We start from the raw sequence: 19,007 nt of genomic DNA, 5'->3' as shown, positions 1-19,007 counted from the left end.
CTCGGAATTTTCCAGGGTTATTCGGAAAAATTCAGCGTATGGTGTGGCGCAAAAGGTTCGAGCCATCACGGTTAATTTTAAGTCACTGGTAGTTAACACATTCCTGGGGGATAAATGAGCGCGGGAAGCCCGAAATTCACCATCAGCCGTGTTGCGGCATTGTCATTGGTTTCGCTTTGGCTGGCAGGTTGTACGAGTTCCAATAACGCCCCTGCGCCAGTGAGCTCAGTCGGCGGAAGCAGCAATTCGGGGAACACTTCCGGTGGAATGCTGATTACACCTCCGCCTAAAATGGGGACTGCGGCACCGCAGCAAACTCCGCAGATCCAGCCTGTTCACGTCCCGAGCACGCAGCCAACTCAGATTCAGCCAGTGCAACAACCTGTGCAGACCGAAAATGGCCGTATAGTCTATAACCGCAAGTATGGGAACATTCCGAAAGGAAGTTATACCGGCGGCAGCACCTACACTGTGAAACGCGGCGACACCCTGTTCTATATCGCGTGGATCACCGGGAACGATTTCCGTGACCTCGCCCAGCGAAATAACGTGCAGGCCCCGTATGGTCTGGAAGTCGGGCAGACGCTCCAGGTGGGCAACGCCACCGGTACGCCACTGACGCCAGGCAACTCCGTTTCAGCGGCGGATGTCACCGCGCAAAATAACAGCGTTAAACCTGCGCAAAATACCAGCGCGGTGGTTGCTTCACAGCCAACAATTACGTATTCTGAGGATTCAGGTGAACAGAGTGCTAACAAAATGTTGCCGAATAATAAGCCGTCTGCGACTGTCGTCACAGCACCGGTGACGGCACCTGTGGTTAGCTCTTCCGTACCGACTGCCAGCAGTCAATCTTCCAGTGTGCCAATTTCAACCTGGCGCTGGCCGACTGATGGCAAGGTTATCGAGAACTTCTCTTCCTCCGAGGGGGGAAATAAAGGGATCGATATCGCAGGGAGTAAAGGACAGGCAATCATCGCGACCGCAGACGGACGCGTTGTGTATGCCGGTAATGCTCTGCGCGGTTACGGTAATCTTATTATCATCAAACACAACGATGATTACCTGAGTGCCTACGCCCATAACGATACAATGCTGGTCCGGGAGCAACAAGAAATCAAGGCGGGGCAAAAAATCGCTACCATGGGTAGCACCGGCACCAGTTCTACACGCTTGCATTTTGAAATTCGTTACAAGGGGAAATCCGTAAACCCGCTGCAATATTTACCGCAGCGATAATTTGACGGGGCATACCGCTTCAGGGTGTCTCGTTCAGGGATCACGGGTAGGAGCCACCTTATGAGTCAGAATACGCTGAAAGTTCATGATTTAAATGAAGACGCGGAATTTGATGAGAACGGAGCCGAGTCTTTTGATGAGAAAGCCTTGGTTGAAGAGGAACCCAGTGATAACGATTTAGCTGAAGAAGAGCTGTTATCGCAGGGCGCCACACAGCGTGTGCTTGACGCGACTCAGCTTTACCTTGGGGAGATTGGTTATTCCCCACTGTTAACGGCCGAAGAAGAAGTCTATTTCGCGCGTCGCGCATTGCGTGGAGATGTCGCCTCACGCCGCCGCATGATTGAAAGTAACCTGCGTCTGGTGGTGAAAATTGCTCGTCGTTACAGCAATCGTGGTCTGGCACTGCTGGATCTGATTGAAGAGGGCAACCTGGGCCTGATCCGCGCCGTTGAGAAGTTTGACCCAGAACGTGGGTTCCGTTTCTCTACGTACGCGACCTGGTGGATTCGTCAGACCATCGAACGGGCAATCATGAACCAAACCCGTACGATTCGCCTACCGATTCACATCGTCAAAGAGTTGAACGTCTATCTGCGTACTGCGCGTGAGTTGTCCCATAAACTGGACCACGAGCCAAGTGCGGAAGAGATTGCCGAGCAGCTCGATAAACCGGTTGATGACGTAAGCCGTATGCTGCGTCTCAACGAGCGCATTACCTCCGTCGACACCCCGCTGGGTGGCGATTCCGAAAAAGCGCTGCTGGACATCCTGGCCGATGAAAAAGACAACGGTCCGGAAGACACCACGCAAGACGATGATATGAAACAGAGCATCGTCAAATGGCTGTTCGAACTGAACGCCAAACAGCGTGAAGTGCTGGCACGTCGTTTCGGTCTGTTGGGGTATGAAGCTGCGACACTGGAAGATGTGGGCCGTGAAATTGGCCTGACTCGTGAACGTGTTCGTCAGATTCAGGTAGAAGGTTTGCGTCGCCTGCGTGAAATCCTGCAGGGGCAAGGGCTGAATATCGAAGCGCTGTTCCGCGAATAAGCGAGTTTTCATCTAAAAGAGGCCCGTCGAGAGACGGGCCTTTTTCTTTTCTATCCCTGGGCCGTTTCGTGAAGATGACGCCAGAGCACACTTTCTCCTTGTTTGATCAACAGCACCGTAGACCATCGCACGGTGGTGGCGGCTGAAGGCTGGCTTTGAATCTCCCGATACCGTAGCGCGGCACCTTCTGGCCATGTCTCCAGCACTTCCACGCTGTCCACGGTAATGGACAGCCCCGGACGGCCTCCGCGCTGCGCCAAAAAGAACCCTTTCAGGGCGGGATAATCCAGACAAGCGCCGGTTAATGTCACCATGCTGAATGTTTCGCTGAAGTGGGCCATCAGCGCTTCGTGATCGCCTGCGCCTTTCCCTAGCCAGTTTTCAATGGCGACATGCGTCTCAATGATTTTATTTTCGAATGTATTCATGATGTTTCCTTATGAAGATGCATAAGCACCTGTTGGTTGTTGAGGCGCAGCGCACTCATGATGGGCAAAAGCGTGATTACGGATGACAAAATAAACACCCCATGCCAGGCCTGAGTAGGGGTGAAAACCTGTTGCAGCGTACTGAGTATCAGCGCCAGCAGCGTCGCGCCAAGAAAGAAACTCAGCTGACGATTAATGTTCCAAAGGGCGCTGGCATCCGGCATCTCTTCAAAGGCAACATTGAGAAATGCGGTGCTCTGAGCTGTGCTGCTGCACAGACTGCCACCTGCGCCCATCAGGACGAAGAGGGCAATAGTGAGTGATTCGGGCGTGGCGGCAGAGACTGTCGACAAACCCGCGATTCCGGCTGCCTGCAGCAGACCGCCGGTGATAATGAGCGGGCGCGGGCCAAGGCGGTTGAAATATTTTCCGGTGGCTGAAATGGCGATAAACGAAGCGAGGGACCAGGGAAGCATAAGCGCTCCGGTCGCCGCCGGGGTCATCTTCGCCACGCTTTGCAGGTAAAAAAGGCCGACCACATTCACGCCGATGAATATCCCCGGCACGCACAGATAGACCAGCATTGAGAAACGCAGCAGCGGATCGGACATCAGGGGGAAATGCAGCAATCTTGCAGGGCCGGGCGGAGCAGTCTCGTTTTTAAGCCACAGGCAAGCCAGGAGTAGCGTGACAACGGCAAGCGGCAGTGGGGCAAAAAAGATCCATCGCCAGTGAAAGAACTGAATCAGAACTCCACCCAGTGCAGGGGCGCACGCAGGTGCGAGAAGTGCGACCAGCATTACCGCCGTCGATAAACCAGCCCGTTCGTGCGGTTTAAACTGTTGCCATGCCAGCGCCTGTCCAACCGGGATAAGTAATCCACCGCCAGCACCCTGTAAAACACGCCAGAAGATCAGGTGATTCAATGAGTCAGACATACCGGCAGCAGTGGCCGCGACACAAAACAGGGTCAGAGAAAGAATGAAAAGCCGCTTTGCACCCAGACGGCGGGTGATGAGAGCACTAAAAGGGATGACCAGCGTCATGCCCGCGATATACCCGTTACTGACCCATGCCAGCGCCGGGGCGGATGAATGAAACGCCACGGCCATTGTCGGGAACGCGACGCTGGCGATGAACATATTGATGAGATCGAGAAAAAAGCCCAGCAGAAACACGATGGCGACTTTACTACGGTATGCCATGTTTTACCCTCCGTTAAGGAGCGGTAATGTATCTGTCTGAAAGCGAGGGATAAACGGCGTTCCTGGCGATATACTGTCAAAATAATTTTGACAGTAATGGTGACAGTTATGCTCAATTTACAGCGAATGACGACGTTCGTCGCCGTGGTGGACACCGGCAGTTTTACCGCAGCGGCGACTGCGCTCGGGCAAACAAAAGCCGTCGTGAGCTTCAATATTCGCCAGCTGGAAAACGAGTTGGGTGTAACGCTTCTCCTGCGCTCGACGCAGCGTATTACGCTGACGGAAGCGGGTTCGCTCTTTTACCAGCGCGGCGTCGAGCTGTTAAAAGCCGCGGAGAATTTACAGGATGAGGTCAGATCCAGCCATGTTGGCCTGAGCGGTGAGCTGAGAATCACCTCCACACCGGAGTATGGCGCGCAGGTGATTATCCCGGTTCTGGCGGAGTTTAGTCGGCTTCACCCGGATTTACGGATACGCCACGTCGCCTCTTCGCATCATGCTGATTTGATTGCAGAGCGTTTCGATGTCGCCATTCGGTTGGGTCAGCTTGCCGACTCTCGCTATCACGCGGCGCTGATTTCACGTTTTGCGATTTACCCCGTGGCCGCTCCTGAATGGCTGGCCGCAAATCCGGTTGATTCGCTGGATGCACTGGCGCAGGCCGAGTGGTTGATTCACGAACGTCTTCCTGCACCGCTGCGTTGGCAGGTGACCGATGTCAGCGGGAAAAGTGTGCTGTTAGAGATTAAGCGCCCTGCACGGCTGTTTGCCGACAGCGCTCAGGCGCTGATGGCCTTTGCGCTCGCGGGAGCTGGCGTGGCATTGTTGCCTGAATGGCTGGTGAGAGCCGAACTGGAAAAAGGGCGGCTGGTGCATCTGTTACCCGACTACGGTTTTGCGCAGCAGGGCATTTACGCTGTTTATCCCGATGCGCAGCATGTTTCGGCTAAGGTGCGCGTCTTTATTGACTATCTGCGCACCAGAGCCGGTTAATGCTGAGTGCGAGAATTTACGCCAGATTCTTCAGGCGATAAATCCACTCCAGCGCCTGACGCGGCGTCAGGGAGTCCGGATCGAGATTCTCCAGCGCTTCAAGCGCAGGTGACGTCTCTTCCGCCATGGACAGGAGCGACATCTGCGAACCGTCAATCTGCGTCGCCGCCGCGTTTGGCGAAAGGCTTTCCAGCTCGCGCAGTTTCTGGCGCGCGCGTTTGATCACCTCTTTTGGCACACCCGCCAGCGCAGCAACGGCCAGGCCGTAACTTTTGCTGGCCGCGCCATCCTGCACCGTGTGCATGAACGCAATGGTATCGCCGTGCTCCAGGGCATCGAGATGGACGTTGGCGACGCCTTCCATTTTCTCCGGCAATTGGGTTAGCTCAAAGTAGTGAGTCGCAAACAGGGTCAGCGCTTTGATCTTATTCGCCAGACTTTCGGCGCACGCCCAGGCCAGGGAAAGACCGTCATAGGTCGAAGTCCCGCGACCAATCTCATCCATCAGCACCAGGCTGTTTTCCGTGGCGTTGTGCAGAATGTTGGCGGTTTCGGTCATCTCAACCATGAAGGTGGAGCGACCGCTGGCCAGATCGTCCGCCGCGCCCACGCGGGTGAAGATGCGATCGATAGGGCCAATCTCCACGCTTTGCGCTGGAACGTAGCTGCCGATATAGGCCAGCAGGGCGATCAGCGCGGTCTGGCGCATGTAGGTACTTTTACCGCCCATGTTCGGACCGGTGATAATCAGCATCCGGCGCTGGGCAGAGAGATTCAGCGGGTTGGCGATAAACGGCTCGTTGAGCACCTGTTCCACCACCGGGTGACGCCCTTCGCTGATGCGAATGCCCGGCTTGTCGGTGAATGTCGGACAGGTGTAATTCAGCGTGTCAGCCCGTTCTGCCAGGTTGACCAGTACGTCCAGCTCGGCCAGCGCGCTGGCGCTCAGCTGCATATCGGCCAGGTGCGGCAGGAGCGTGTCGAAAAGCTCTTCATAGAGCTGTTTTTCCAGCGCCAGCGCTTTGCCTTTGGAGGTGAGGACTTTGTCTTCGTACTCTTTCAGCTCTGGAATGATGTAGCGCTCGGCGTTCTTCAGCGTCTGGCGACGAACGTAGTGGATCGGCGCATGGTGGCTCTGCCCGCGGCTGATTTGAATGTAATAGCCGTGAATGGCGTTGTACCCGACTTTCAGGGTGTCGAGCCCCAGACGCTCGCGCTCGCGGATCTCCAGTTTATCCAGATAATCCGTCGCACCGTCCGCCAGGGCGCGCCATTCGTCCAGCTCTTCGTTGTAGCCAGGGGCAATCACACCGCCGTCGCGAACCAGCACCGGCGGCGCTTCAACCACCGCGCGCTCCAGCAGCTCGCGCAGTTCAGTAAATTCCCCCATGCTTTCACGCAGCTTTTGCACTGGCGCGCTGTCGACTTCCGCCAGCTGCGCACGCAGCTCAGGTAACTGCTGGAAGGCGTGACGCATGCGGGCCAGATCGCGCGGACGCGCCGTGCGCAGCGCCAGACGGGCCAGAATACGCTCCAGATCGCCCACCTGACGCAGCACCGGCTGCAGATCCGTAAAGCGATCCTGCAAGGCGCCAATCGTCTGTTGGCGGCTTACCAGCACCGCCGTATCGCGCACCGGCATATGCAGCCAGCGCTTGAGCATGCGGCTGCCCATCGGCGTGACCGTACTGTCGAGCACGGCGGCGAGGGTGTTTTCTACTCCACCCGCGAGGTTCTGGGTGATCTCCAGATTGCGGCGCGTGGCGGCATCCATAATGATGCTGTCCTGCTGACGCTCCATGGTGATGGAACGAATGTGCGGCAGGGTCGTGCGCTGGGTGTCTTTCACGTACTGCAGCAGACAGCCCGCGGCGCACAGGCCACGCGGGGCGTTTTCCACGCCAAAGCCAATCAGATCGCGGGTGCCAAATTGCAGGTTTAACTGCTGGCGCGCGGTATCAATTTCAAATTCCCACAGCGGCCGACGGCGCAGGCCGCGACGCCCTTCGATCAGGGCCATCTCGGCGAAATCTTCGGCGTAAAGCAGCTCCGCCGGATTGGTGCGCTGGAGTTCTGCCGCCATGGTTTCGCGGTCAGCGGGTTCGCTCAGGCGAAAACGCCCGGAGCTGATATCCAGCGTGGCGTAGCCGTAACCTTTGCTGTCCTGCCAGATTGCGGCGAGCAGGTTGTCCTGACGCTCCTGGAGCAGGGCTTCGTCGCTAATCGTGCCTGGCGTGACGATGCGAACGACTTTGCGCTCCACCGGACCTTTCGAGGTGGCCGGATCGCCAATCTGTTCGCAGATGGCGACGGATTCACCCTGATTCACCAGCTTCGCCAGATAGTTTTCCACCGCATGATGCGGAATACCCGCCATCGGAATCGGTTCACCCGCTGATGCGCCACGTTTGGTCAGCGAGATGTCGAGCAGTTGCGACGCCCGTTTGGCATCGTCATAAAAAAGCTCGTAAAAGTCGCCCATACGATAAAACAGCAGAATTTCCGGATGCTGAGCTTTCAGTTTCAGGTACTGCTGCATCATTGGTGTGTGTGAGTCTAAATTTTCGATAGTGTTCATCGGTTTGTGATGTCCATTTTCTTTAATTTTAATGTGTTAGTGATATTCATTGTTCTCATTGTGCTTCACTCAGTTTCATTGGATCTCATGAAATCCTACATAAAAATGTAGATTAAAGTGTAGGTTTATAAACTGTAGGTTGGTATAATATGGTTATATACTGCACAACCTACACTTTCATTCCATGATTGCGTAGGGAACATGATAACGGAGTCTTTATGGCAGGAAAACAAGAGGGAAGGCCACTTTCGTTTAAAGCGATAGAAACGATGAAACCCGGAGATAAGGATAAAGCCGATGTTGGCGAAAATCGTGGTTTGCGGGTCTTCTGTGGTGCAACTGGCGTTAAGTCTTTTTTCTACCGCTACACAAGCCCCACAACAGGCAAACTCGTACAGGTTAAAATTGGTCATTTTCCGCAGACATCTCTTTCTGCCGCTCGCCTTAAGCTCCATGAGTTAAAACTGTTGCGTCAGGAAGGCCGCTGTCCGGCAACTGAGCTTAAACAGGAAAAATTACAGAAAGCAAAGGAAGCTGAGCAAGAGAAAATCCCTGACTTTACCGTTCAGGGGCTGGTTGAACTTTATCTCACTGAGCACATTGAAGATCGTAAAACGAAAGACGGAAAAATCATTCCGGGCGTAAGGAAGAAGAAAGGACAAGCTGAAGTTCGCCGCACGCTCTATGGTGATGCAGTGAAGTATCTGGGGACAAAGAATGCCGCTGAGATTACCCGAAAAGATATTATCGATTTGATTCATGGCGTTGTAGCCAGAGGTGCAAATGTTCAGGCGGGTAACGTTCTGAGAGAGCTCTCTCTCGCTTATGAATTCGCCATCGGTTTGGGGCGCTTTGATGAGAGTTTCGCTAACCCAGCATTGTTAGCAAAATCCAGCTTACGGCAAACACGAATTAAGCTTACTAATGGCCGCGGTACTCGTGTTCTGAGTGACGCGGAGCTGGCTAAATTCCTCAAGTGGTTGCCGGGTTCAGCCTATCCACCTGTGATTAAAAATGTTCTGCGTATGACCCTTTGGACAGGATGCCGTACCGGTGAGGTTTGCGATATGGCGTGGAAGGATGTTGACCTCGAAAAAGGAACGATTCATCTGCGTGAAACTAAAACAGGCGTTGAACGGTATGTTCAGTTGTGTACCCAGGCGATAGAGTTCTTGAAGGTTCTTCGCCTTAACTCCGATACTTACTTGTTTCCCTCATCCCGAACGAAACTACCAATACAGCAAAAATACCTTACTGAAAATGCGTGGCATTTGCGGCAGTCAGGGAAAATGCTGGATATACCAAGTTGGACACCGCATGATTTACGGCGCACTGTGCGTACAGGACTATCGCGTTTGCAGTGCCCAAACGAAGTTGCAGAAGCGGTTTTGGGGCATACTCGCGGAGGCGTAGAGGGGATCTATAATCTTTATAAGTATGATGCGGAGTGCAAGCAGTGGTTGCAGGTTTGGGCTGGCCATCTGGATAGGTTGGTTGCGAGTTGATCTGGATAATGCTTGCCCCAGTAATCATGAGCTTTTTAGCGGTTATGTACCATTCTGTGTACCCAGGATGATTATATCCTAGGGAATCGAGTGTTGGTTTCATATCTCGGTGGGGGAGAGCTAAGCTGGAAATGAGAATGTCAGACCATTTCCAGCTTTCGTTCCCTTATACCGCTGCAACAATTGGTCCCATTTTGCGCTTCTTAGCTGTATCTTCTGAGCGTTTGTGTATTTGGGCGCGCCAATTCTCTAACGCGGTAATGTCAGCAAGAAGTTCCTCTGGATCAGGAATTGCAACGCCACCTGCCATAGCTTTATCATGGGCGTAGTTGGAGCACCTGCTCATCCCCGCATGGACTTGTGCATAGTCATTATCGTCTACAATAACACCAATGAGCCTTTGTGTTTCTACGCCCTTGCGGAAACGAAGGATAACCTCGCGCAGGAGAACTTCTTCTACTGCTCGTTCCCATGCCATGCGTAAGCGAAAATATGCGTCAACTGTCTGTCGCTGATGTTCCTGCTCATTGCCTTCCTTGTAAAGTTTGGCAATTAACTGTTGCTGCGCTTTTAAGGCGCCAACGCGTTTACTTGTATTTTTTCCCTCAAACGGCAACTCAGGATCTGCAATACCGAAGCCTTCTGCACGGCGCGTAAGACTTTGTGTGAACACTGTTGCACCCGCTTGCTTTGCTTCTTCGGTTAACAGACAGAGGAAGTAGATGTCATGGGTGAAAATGATAACTTGTCGCTGCAACGCTTCAGTTGCGAGGCGTTTGGCTACACGTTCTCGACGGCGATGGTCTAGGGAGGATACAGGATCGTCGAAGACTACACCTCCTTTGCTGTCGCTTAATCCTACTTCAGCCAGAAACGAACCGAGCGCAATGGCTCGTTGTTCACCTTCACTTAATATTTCTCCTGGCGAGCGACTTTGTGGCAAATGAAGTTTAAGCTTGTGCAGTGCTTTCCCTCGATCTGTACGGCTTTGCAAGGAAACACTCAAGCTACCAACTCCCAGTGTTCTAAATTCCCGGTTCAATGCGTCAGCCAGTTCTTTGGATACGACCTTTTCCGCTAGTTCGGATGCTTTAATGGATATCGCATTTGTTCTGACTGCGCTGAGACAGCTTTTGAGCTTTGCTAGGTGTCCAAGTTTCGTCACCGCTGTAAGTACGGCTTCCTTGACCTGGCTGAGTTTTAGTCGTGCATCCAATTCTCCAAGCTGCTTAAGCAAAACAGCGCGAGCCTCTTCATTCGATGCTTTTTCCAAAGCTTCCGCTTCGGTATTCAGTTTATTTGCTAACTCTTTTAACTTATCCACCGGACTGTCTAAGACTACATTTAGCCCGGTCCAGTCATTCGAAACAATAGCTGTTTTGATTGCTTCGTGCCGAATGGCCAATGCAGCTTCGAAAGACTTAATTTCGACAACTAATGATGGGGCAATTTCGGCTATCTCGGCCTGTGTTATTTCATCAAAGTTCAACGTAATAACTGCTGATTTGAATGGACGGTATTCATCAGCGAGTGCCTTGCGGCATGTCTGAGCAGTTTTTTCAGTCTCTGCTTGTATAAACGATTCAAATCGAAGGAATCTTTCCGCACCTTCAGCCAAGGGTTGTTGGCACAGCGGGCACGCATCGTCTCGTCCAAGGTTTGGAAAAGGCTTATCTGGATGGGCTTCTAAAGCAAATTTTCGGGCTGCATCAAATAATTCTCGCCATGCTTCTCCTCCTGTTCCAGGCAAAAAGTTTTCACCTTCCTTAAAGTTCTTCGCGGCGAGAGAGGCGGCTGCTTGGGCTGTACGGAATTTATCAGCAAGGGCTTTAAGCTTGGCAATAGCTTCAGGGCCAACGATAAGCCCTTTTTCTACTGTGTTTGTAGCAAGTGCTGTAACGCGGCGTGCGCGTAACCGCAATAAGCCCGCTTTATCTTTCGGGTTGTTTTCTTTGAGGCTTTTCTCCAGGGTCCCTCGTAATGTAAGTTCTTCGGGCTTGAGAGTTGCGAGGGCTTCAATTTGTGCAATGCTAGATTTCGCATTGAGCGCGGAGATCAACTTACCCACAGTTGTTTCACCATGTAGATGAGCAAATGTGGTCAGATCTACAGCTGATTGTTTTTGTTCTGCCTCAATAGAGGTTCTTAGTTGTTGGCATACCTTTGCAAGGGCCTCGAATACACCCAAACCGTATGGCACATAGGAAAAGTCATCCTCATTATCTAAATAGGCACGAGCACAACGCGTATCGAAGATCGCGAAAGAAGAAAGTTCAGGCGGTGCTTCTTTTCCTTGATACCAGGTTACCTCCTTGTCAGTTCCATCAATAGTGATGTTGAATGATGCCTGAGCATTGCCAGCTTTGACTTCTGGTAAATTAGCATTGGGATGAACTGGTTCTGATTGATCGCGAGCACGGCAGGCTTGTTTCAGAACTCGCGAATATCCCGACTTGCCTGATCCATTATCGCCATAAATAACAGTCATGCCTGTTGGACCTATCACCAACTGCTGATTTTCTGCAATAGCGTTAACACTGTGAAGGTTTTTGATGGTAGATAGTTTGATATCTGTGTCTTTCTTAACCTGCACTGGAATTTGATCGGCAGTTAGTGGCTTAGCTTGGCGATTTTTGGGGTCAGGAATTCCAAAATTAAGTTTGAGTAACGCATACAAATCTTCATGATCCTGTGGTGTAAGCGTCTGTTTCACTAATAAGCGAGAAACTGCATCGCTCTGCCACGCAGGAAGTCCCTGCGTCCAAGTCAAAATCTCCTGCAATATTGTCATAGTTCTACCTGTAACTATCATTTTTGAATGTAAAATCAACAAAAATTCATAACGTTAGGGAAGCATAACTACAATACGCTGCCAGCGTTTCGGCTACAATTCGTTAGTTGTGACAATGGTTAAGTTTTTGGCATACGGTTTAGTTCTTTACGAGCATCTGCTGTCTGGACAATTGGGGTAGCAATTTAAGGTATCTGCCATCAGCGTTATGGTGTACTAAAGGCCAGTCTCCACTTTGGGATGGGGGGGACGTTACTCATACTTAAAAATGGCCCACGTGAAAGAGGGTCGCTTACAGGTGACAACGTTCGCACATTAGGCAAATAGAAGCTTGCATTACGAGCTAGCGCATCCACAGTTGAATCAAGCGCAGCAGCACTCATCGAACGTCGTCGCAAAATAGTTGCATGGTTTTCCTGCGTTTGGTTCCATAGCCTCAGCCTGAACTATCTATAGAGAAATGTGTAACTGGGGAATCATGACAAAAGACACCAAACGTGGCTGCGCATTAGTTAGCGCCTTAAAATCTAATGTGATAGTCGATCTGGGCAAGGAATACGCCGAGCTTGGTATTGACTCTTTGATTGAATCAAATGTGCTTGAATCTATCCCTTTTGTAAGCACTACTGTTGGCCTATACAAAGCCGCCAGCTCTGTTAGGGATCAGCTATTTACTGAAAAGGTTATTCGTTTCCTCACCCACTTCTCAGACTTGTCTGATGCTGAGCGGATTAATATGACCGAACGATTGAATGAAGACGATAAGTTCGCTGGCAAGGCTGGCGCAAGGCTGATTGAAATCATCGAGCGGATGGAAAGTGAAAATAAGCCTGAAGTTGCGGCTGAGTTCCTCAAGGCATTCGCACGGGAAGAGATTGATTTTGATGTTCTTCGGCGTTTGCTGGTTGCTCTTGAACGTATTCCTTCATTTGATATCGGAGAGTTAGCGGCATTTACAGCCATCACCCCTGATCAACCAGTGGAAATGGATGAGGCTTTTTTGGACGGTCTGGTTAACGCTGGATTGGGAAAGAACAACGGGGCCTGGAAAAGCGTAATTGTTCCTACCGAGTTATGTATGACCTTTGTGAATGCAGGGAAGTTATAAGCTCCCGAACCCTATCATATGCCAACAGGAAACTAAAAAACGGTTACATCTTAAATCAGTAACCTGCTGTACTATTCATCATATCATATCATATCATATCGGCGCAGTTCAGTTGGCGTGAGTCCATCCATTTCATCTGGACTGAAGAAATTTTTAATAGATACGGCTAAAATGCTGCCGTTGATAATAGGTTTCTCATCTGAACCGCTTTGAACTTGTATTTTGTCATGATTAATCAATGGGGTCCAAATAGGTTTCGGCTGATCTAAGGCTTTACTTACTGCAAAGGTTTTCTTATTTATACAATCTACGACAGCGAGGGCATATGCAAGTTTGGAACTACGATCGACAATTATACGAGATTGATGGACTTTAATCCCAACTTCAAATGATATTTTTGGCATTTTAAATAAAAATGAGTTTTGTTTGATAATAATGTTTTTGGGGAATAATAGATTAACCGGATATAAGAGGTAACGGACACATTCTTCACCGCTATTTATGAGAGGTGGATTTGCAAGATAAATCTTCATAACCTCTAAGCTATGATGAGTAATCAATGCTTCGAATGTAGAATACTTCTTTTTATGCTCAGAAACTATCATACAACTGCTGTTGTCATCACCCAACGAAATATTTATTGGAAGTGGGGCATCAGATGCTGGCAATTTTGCACCGTTGATAGCAGCAATACCATTTACTTCGGGTACGAAATTTCTGACAGTGCGTTGAATGACCTGAAGGTAAATATCTATTACTCTTCCTGGTTTCCCCCATTCATCATCAGTTATTTCTCGTACTTTATATAAAGAGATCCCTTTCGATTCTGCATATTTTTGTGCTCCTTTTTGAAACCCTTTTGTGGTGAAAAATGCACCTTTAGACGCATTTAGATCTTGCATACTTGCCCAGAGCACATCTATTTGTTCACGTTTAACTGAGCTATTCCAAAATTTACATTCGATAAGAGTTAGATATTCATATGGTCCCTTTTGTACCGTTACTACAACGTCTATTTGCCTTGAGGCTCCAGATTTACCTGTAAGTGTTTGGTTATGTTGAACGATAACATCGCCATCTTCGTGGATCTGAGCTATAAATTTTTCAAAACCACCCCAATCTTTTACTATCTTTAACTCAGCCATAATGCCGAATAATCCTTGTATATGAAAGCTGGAACCAACCTCAATGTCCAGTTTATCGCCAATGAGCAGTAACACTCAAGCGGGAAAGTGACCTGTAGATTTTAACTATCATCAGAGCCAAACTTGAAGTCATTTGAACAGGTTGTTATGTTCTGCATAGTACGACAACGCTGGCGGAAATCATCGCCCTAAGCGAGGCATAGTGCAGTGGGTAATGGACCAATACTGTCGTTGCTTCAATCTGCGATTGATGGTGGTGTTAATATACCTCCCACATTCCAGCAAGTTCTTAGTGCAAATGCAATGTTGGGTAACTCAAACAATACTCTGTATGGATTACTAGCAGAAGTGAGAAAAAAATATCCAGGAGTTGCTTTCAGTGATTTTTATTCTTCCCTTTAAATGAGATGGTGAAACGTTCAAAGTATTACGATAAATATCGGCCGATGTTACTAAGGTTAAATTAATTTTGTTTTTAATAGGTGATGGAAATTTTACACTATTAACAGTTTGCCATCTATTCTGGTTGTTTTTTATTCTTTGATAAGAAAACAATAATTATCTACCGACGCTAATTTTTCAATGAAATTGCCGCGCATATTCTGCTGAGTGATAGGGTGTGCCCTTGCAAAATCAATATGATCTACAGCTTTGTCAGGAGCAACTATGCTATATACATGATAGCCTTTCTCACTTAATGCTCTGATAATACCGTGCCAATAATAAATGTTACCCGAATACATGTTACGATGGTCGATACACAATACATGTTGACCTAACACATATTGGAGGATAATTAACCCAATTTTACTGAGGATTTCATCATAGCGAGGTTCAGCAATATGCCAAGATAGAGGACATACCGTATCAGCCTGCCCTATACACAATAGGTAATACAGCACCTGCTGTTTATCCGTATCTAAAATGACAATCTCTTGACACGGATTTTGCTGGAATTCTTTTGGGAAGAAACAATCATCCGTCTTAATACAGATAATGTTATCAGGGAATTTGATACCTAAATCAAGTTTAGGTTTATCAATGAAGTGGTCATAGGCAGTAGTGGATAAACCAAAATGATGCCCGTGAAGGTAATATTTCAACCACTCTTCTTCAGAATTGAGATTCTTAGCTTTCATAATACGAGCTAATGTAGCCTTTTTCATTTCTTCAAAAATATCCATCTTGTAGCCTTAATGTTTTTATATGAAGAAGGGATTACATCGCGATAAGATCTTTGCAGTTAAATACTGCTAACTTATCGTTGGATAACTCCGTTATCAAAGAGCTTAATATATTATTATTTGTCGTTGTCAAAAATATCTGGTTTCGGGAGCTGATTGTATCGATTAACTCGCAGAGTAGATGTGTATTGCATATGTTAACTTGTCCCCAAAATAGGCATCCTTCATCCAACAATCCCCCTTTCTGTATCAACCATTCAAGGCTTGCTAATACATTATCGGTTGAGTTCATCCAGTGCAACGGTTGCTCAACCCCATTTTTCTTAAATGTAAACTGAGCGCATCTGGAATCATAAAATCCATGCCCATCTAGCAATGCCTGGCATTTGTGCAGCATGAAAAGATATGAATCGTAAATGCGGCTATCTGTTCTGTTACTTACCGATCTTCGGTTCATTAACACCATCATGTCCTTGTATATTTGCTCTATGTCCATATCATGCTGGTTCAACAATCTATGAAGTTGAATTAGCCCCGTGTAGGGTAAGTAAACAGGAGGCAGGGCATTCGATTGCCTATAAAGTGTGTTTGCTGGTGTTGCTTCCAGTATTTTCCCTTCGTAAGACAGATTGATATTATAGTCAGTATTGCCTAATAAATAAGCGATATGATCATGTAAGGTGTCATTGCTATATGGGGAAGTAATGAATTTCCTGAGGATATATAGCAGTCGCAGAAAATGATCTGATTCACCATAGATAATGTTAATCTGCGAAAACTCCAGTGTCGATGTGCAGAATGGAGGTATATTTGTGAGGGATAGGCGTTCTATCATTTTTAGTCTCATACAAAGAGAAGGGGGCTAAATTCACCCCCGGCGTTGCTTCCGTTAGCGATAATAGCCATCCAAGACAGTGTGTATGGCTCCCTGAGCACCACAAAAACTCTGGCAAGCATCAGTTGTGGTCACTCGGGCTTCCTGTGGCTTTCTATTCAGTATTTCGACCTTCACATTGCAGGTATTTTCGTTAAAGGTGTATTCATGAATACTGTATCCTTCTTTTGCCTTTATTACGTTATGTGTGTAGCTGGATTTATCCATCTCAATATTACATGTTCCATACATTGCTAAATCTACATTGTTGGGATCTGGTGAGCCATTTAACTGGATTTTCAGATTGTTCCAGGATCCTTTGGTAAATACTCCAGCATTGTCAGAAGTTTTTTGTTCATTAAGATCTGCAATTCGATGTAACTCTGCTGCCTGTGCATGTAACGCAAATGCCATCAGAATTATTAAAAATGTTCTTTTCATTTTTCACCTTTCGTTAAATGGATTATTGCAATCCCCATACATTTACATAGATATTTTTACCATCATCCGTTAACTGAGTTGTAAAGGTAATGGCGCTATTAAAATTAGTATCCTCTGTTATACCGATAAATGCTGTCTTAGGAGTTGCTTTTATTGTGTATGATATATCTGCTGCACAATAGCCAATACCCACGCTAGCATCTTTTTTTACTGTCCTAATATTGTCTATTGATAGATTTTCCCAAAGCCCTTTATTTTGGCTTATAACACTTCTAAGAGTATCTAAAGTATCATCGCTATTACATTTAGGTGTATTATCGCCGCAGCCCGATAACAGAATCATACTTCCTAATATTAAGACCTTTTTCATTAAGACTTCCTTAATCAGTAAATACGGATATTCTTTGAGATCCTGCCAGTTCAAATGGCCTTCTTCTGGCAATATAGAAGTAGGCTAAATTAAATGCAGAGCATTTGTGATTTCCCTTGCCTAATGAGGGGATGTACCGAAACTCATCGATCTCTGGTTCGCTGTAAGAAGAGTCAGAGAAGTCGAATAAGACCAGTAATGCTTTACCGTCATACTTCATGAGCTCCTTCATTTCGGTAGTCTGGACTGTTGCTGATATCGATGCTTTAGAGGCTGTTGCGCTGCGAACGGCAAACTCAACGGCGATGTCGCCAATCACAAAGTCAATGTAACCACTCCCTGTAAGACTTCCCTGAAGACGGGCTTTAAACTCGGGGTATACACGGTCGTCATAGCGACCTAAAAGATACCATCTCACCAGTGGTAAAAGTTCCCTTTCGTTACCCTTATTGAAGTGATGCGTCTTGATAAATTCTTTGCGGTAGAAGGAACCAAACAGGTATTCAAAGCTTTCTACAACGTCCCTGATGCTGATTGTCATTTCTGATCCTTTTTATCCAAAACTACAGTTCTTTTGGGGGATTTACCTGTATAGCGGCTTGGCCACAATTGTTCAGGAACCATGTCCAGAGCCCTGGCAATAATGCTTTCAGCCTTGGGATAGTGGCGTTCAAAGGCATTGTTCAGTGTTCTGGAGGCCAGCCCTTGTTCGCGTGATAGCTGCGAAAGGCTGATTCCACGCTTGCGAAGTTCTGCCACGATATCGGCCCTGTGCCAGTCCTGGAGGGTTCCTTTTGATCGCCTTTTTTGCGATGCTGTTATGTTATTCACGGTATTAACTCCATTTACTTAGTACGTGAACATTAAATGGGAACTAACGGAAGTTTTCAATATTCCCATTGTGGGTATTTGTGCTTATTTTGCCAATGCATTGATATTCTGATGTATTTTTATGGAAAACTTATGACCGAACAAACACCGTTTTCTACCTTGTCCATTAACGATGATGCAGATCAGTGGCTGACGGCTGAGGGATTTGCAGGCAGGGAAGGAATGCCCTCAACAGCACGAGGTGCGCGTTTACGTCTGGAGAAGCTGGCGGAGATGCACCCGGAGTTAAAGAGGAAACGAACCGGTCATAAGGGGTTTGTGTACCATATCAGTGCTGCGGGAATGAGTCTGAAAACTGAAAGAAGTAAAAAGCAGGACGTGCATGCTAATGGTGATGAACAATTAAATCTCTGGATTCAGCTCTTCAAAACAATGAAGCCTTCTTCACGCGAGAAAATGCTGAAAATAGTTATGGAACAGGTAGCGGCTGAATTATCCCTGAATACTAAATAATCCCTCGTTGTTTAATTAAAATGCCCTCTAGATATTATCAATGAGCAAATGGTTTCTTTGTGAAATTATTTGCTTTGAAATTTATTTGTTGCTAATGTGTGCGTCACTGGCTGGTTATATTTATATTCAAGTCAGTATCATTGCATTATTAATATGCTTGATATTCAACGTATAACTTTAATTCTGACTGAAACCATAATGGTTTATTACAGCTATACGTATAAATCAAATTAACTGGAAAACGCACAATGAAAGCTGAAATGCTTATCCATCAATCCAATATAAATTTGCCCATCAGTCCCGCTTTTATTAATGCCATCTACAGCGAATTATCCCAATGGCCTGATTATTCAGCATCAAGGTCTGTTGTCATTAACTTTCGCGATGATGACTATTCCAGTGAAAGTGGTGGGTTTCATCCTGTTGAAATCAGGCTGATAAAACGAAATGAAGAATGGCATTTCGATTATCTGACAGACTTTAGCTACATGGGACATCCATACCCAGAGCTGGAAAAGGAGTTTGATGTGAGCTGGTCACATGGCTATGTATGGCACTTTATGATGGGTGATATGCAGATTGAAGACGGAGAAGAATTATTTGAGCTGTGGCAGCGAAATTTTATTCGATACTGGAAAACGAAAATATATACTGTGATAACATCATGGGATTAACTAATAGCAGTATAAAGATTAAGTGAAGTAACCCGCGCGAAAAATAAGTATCATGACGTCATGAGTAAGATG

Annotated in this window: 17 protein-coding genes; 7 read left to right on the top strand and 10 right to left on the bottom strand. The window is 47.6% G+C overall.

Annotated features, from left to right (window positions below; translation table 11 throughout):
• Nucleotides 1-114 precede the first annotated feature (114 nt).
• Together nlpD and rpoS are read left to right on the top strand one after the other, a co-directional pair.
• On the top strand, nt 115-1,239 hold the full coding sequence (nlpD, locus tag QQF33_RS12655) for a murein hydrolase activator NlpD (protein ID WP_285157928.1): 1,125 nt from the start codon (nt 115-117) through the stop codon (nt 1,237-1,239).
• A gap of 60 nt (nt 1,240-1,299) precedes the next feature.
• On the top strand, nt 1,300-2,292 hold the full coding sequence (gene rpoS, locus QQF33_RS12650) for an RNA polymerase sigma factor RpoS (protein ID WP_095283101.1): 993 nt from the start codon (nt 1,300-1,302) through the stop codon (nt 2,290-2,292).
• Between the two features lie 50 nt (nt 2,293-2,342).
• On the opposite strand, the gene QQF33_RS12645 is transcribed toward rpoS, so the two are convergent.
• Both QQF33_RS12645 and QQF33_RS12640 read right to left on the bottom strand, forming a co-directional pair.
• Nucleotides 2,343-2,720 (bottom strand): DUF4440 domain-containing protein, encoded by a 378-nt coding sequence (locus tag QQF33_RS12645; RefSeq protein WP_285157927.1) that lies wholly within the window; start codon nt 2,718-2,720, stop codon nt 2,343-2,345.
• On the bottom strand, nt 2,717-3,925 hold the full coding sequence (locus tag QQF33_RS12640; protein WP_285157926.1) for an MFS transporter: 1,209 nt from the start codon (nt 3,923-3,925) through the stop codon (nt 2,717-2,719). The genes QQF33_RS12645 and QQF33_RS12640 overlap by 4 nt, the downstream gene beginning before the upstream one ends.
• A gap of 108 nt (nt 3,926-4,033) precedes the next feature.
• Here QQF33_RS12640 and QQF33_RS12635 point away from each other — a divergent pair, with 108 nt between their 5' ends.
• Nucleotides 4,034-4,921, top strand: a complete 888-nt coding sequence (locus tag QQF33_RS12635) for a LysR family transcriptional regulator (RefSeq protein ID WP_285157925.1) — start codon at nt 4,034-4,036, stop codon at nt 4,919-4,921.
• A 16-nt stretch (nt 4,922-4,937) separates the two neighbouring features.
• On the opposite strand, the gene mutS is transcribed toward QQF33_RS12635, so the two are convergent.
• Nucleotides 4,938-7,499, bottom strand: coding sequence for a DNA mismatch repair protein MutS (gene mutS, locus QQF33_RS12630; protein ID WP_285157924.1), 2,562 nt, complete (start codon nt 7,497-7,499; stop codon nt 4,938-4,940).
• Between the two features lie 218 nt (nt 7,500-7,717).
• Here mutS and QQF33_RS12625 point away from each other — a divergent pair, with 218 nt between their 5' ends.
• Entirely contained in the window at nt 7,718-9,004 is a 1,287-nt protein-coding gene (locus QQF33_RS12625; protein ID WP_285157923.1) for a tyrosine-type recombinase/integrase, read from the top strand.
• Between the two features lie 166 nt (nt 9,005-9,170).
• On the opposite strand, the gene QQF33_RS12620 is transcribed toward QQF33_RS12625, so the two are convergent.
• On the bottom strand, nt 9,171-11,795 hold the full coding sequence (locus QQF33_RS12620) for an AAA family ATPase (RefSeq protein WP_285157922.1): 2,625 nt from the start codon (nt 11,793-11,795) through the stop codon (nt 9,171-9,173).
• 478 nt (nt 11,796-12,273) lie between these two features.
• Between QQF33_RS12620 and QQF33_RS12615 the strand changes: the two genes are divergently transcribed.
• Nucleotides 12,274-12,903, top strand: a complete 630-nt coding sequence (locus QQF33_RS12615) for a hypothetical protein (RefSeq protein WP_285157921.1) — start codon at nt 12,274-12,276, stop codon at nt 12,901-12,903.
• 83 nt (nt 12,904-12,986) lie between these two features.
• Here QQF33_RS12615 and QQF33_RS12610 read toward each other — a convergent pair whose 3' ends face one another.
• From QQF33_RS12610 to QQF33_RS12585, 6 genes are all read right to left on the bottom strand, one after another.
• Entirely contained in the window at nt 12,987-14,048 is a 1,062-nt protein-coding gene (locus tag QQF33_RS12610; RefSeq protein WP_285157920.1) for a restriction endonuclease, read from the bottom strand.
• 533 nt (nt 14,049-14,581) lie between these two features.
• Nucleotides 14,582-15,232: a hypothetical protein gene (locus QQF33_RS12605; RefSeq protein ID WP_285157919.1), complete on the bottom strand. Its 651-nt coding sequence runs from the start codon at nt 15,230-15,232 to the stop codon at nt 14,582-14,584.
• Nucleotides 15,233-16,121: 889 nt separating this feature from the next.
• Entirely contained in the window at nt 16,122-16,547 is a 426-nt protein-coding gene (locus tag QQF33_RS12600; RefSeq protein WP_285157918.1) for a hypothetical protein, read from the bottom strand.
• Between the two features lie 22 nt (nt 16,548-16,569).
• Complete coding sequence (locus tag QQF33_RS12595; protein ID WP_285157917.1) at nt 16,570-16,917, bottom strand: hypothetical protein; 348 nt, start codon at nt 16,915-16,917, stop codon at nt 16,570-16,572.
• Between the two features lie 10 nt (nt 16,918-16,927).
• Entirely contained in the window at nt 16,928-17,458 is a 531-nt protein-coding gene (locus QQF33_RS12590) for a hypothetical protein (RefSeq protein WP_285157916.1), read from the bottom strand.
• Nucleotides 17,455-17,748 (bottom strand): helix-turn-helix domain-containing protein, encoded by a 294-nt coding sequence (locus tag QQF33_RS12585; protein WP_285157915.1) that lies wholly within the window; start codon nt 17,746-17,748, stop codon nt 17,455-17,457. Before QQF33_RS12585 ends, QQF33_RS12590 begins: the two co-directional genes overlap by 4 nt.
• A 132-nt stretch (nt 17,749-17,880) precedes the next feature.
• Between QQF33_RS12585 and QQF33_RS12580 the strand changes: the two genes are divergently transcribed.
• Nucleotides 17,881-18,261, top strand: a complete 381-nt coding sequence (locus QQF33_RS12580) for a hypothetical protein (protein WP_285157914.1) — start codon at nt 17,881-17,883, stop codon at nt 18,259-18,261.
• 248 nt (nt 18,262-18,509) lie between these two features.
• The gene (locus QQF33_RS12575) at nt 18,510-18,935 is read left to right on the top strand and encodes a DUF2787 family protein (RefSeq protein ID WP_285157913.1); all 426 of its coding nucleotides are present in this window, start codon (nt 18,510-18,512) and stop codon (nt 18,933-18,935) included.
• Nucleotides 18,936-19,007 lie beyond the last annotated feature (72 nt).

It is taken from the genome of Lelliottia wanjuensis, assembly GCF_030238365.1.
Lineage (GTDB): Bacteria > Pseudomonadota > Gammaproteobacteria > Enterobacterales > Enterobacteriaceae > Enterobacter > Enterobacter wanjuensis.
The sequence above is the reverse complement of the archived record's forward strand: the minus strand, read 5'-3'. Positions and strand labels throughout refer to the sequence as shown.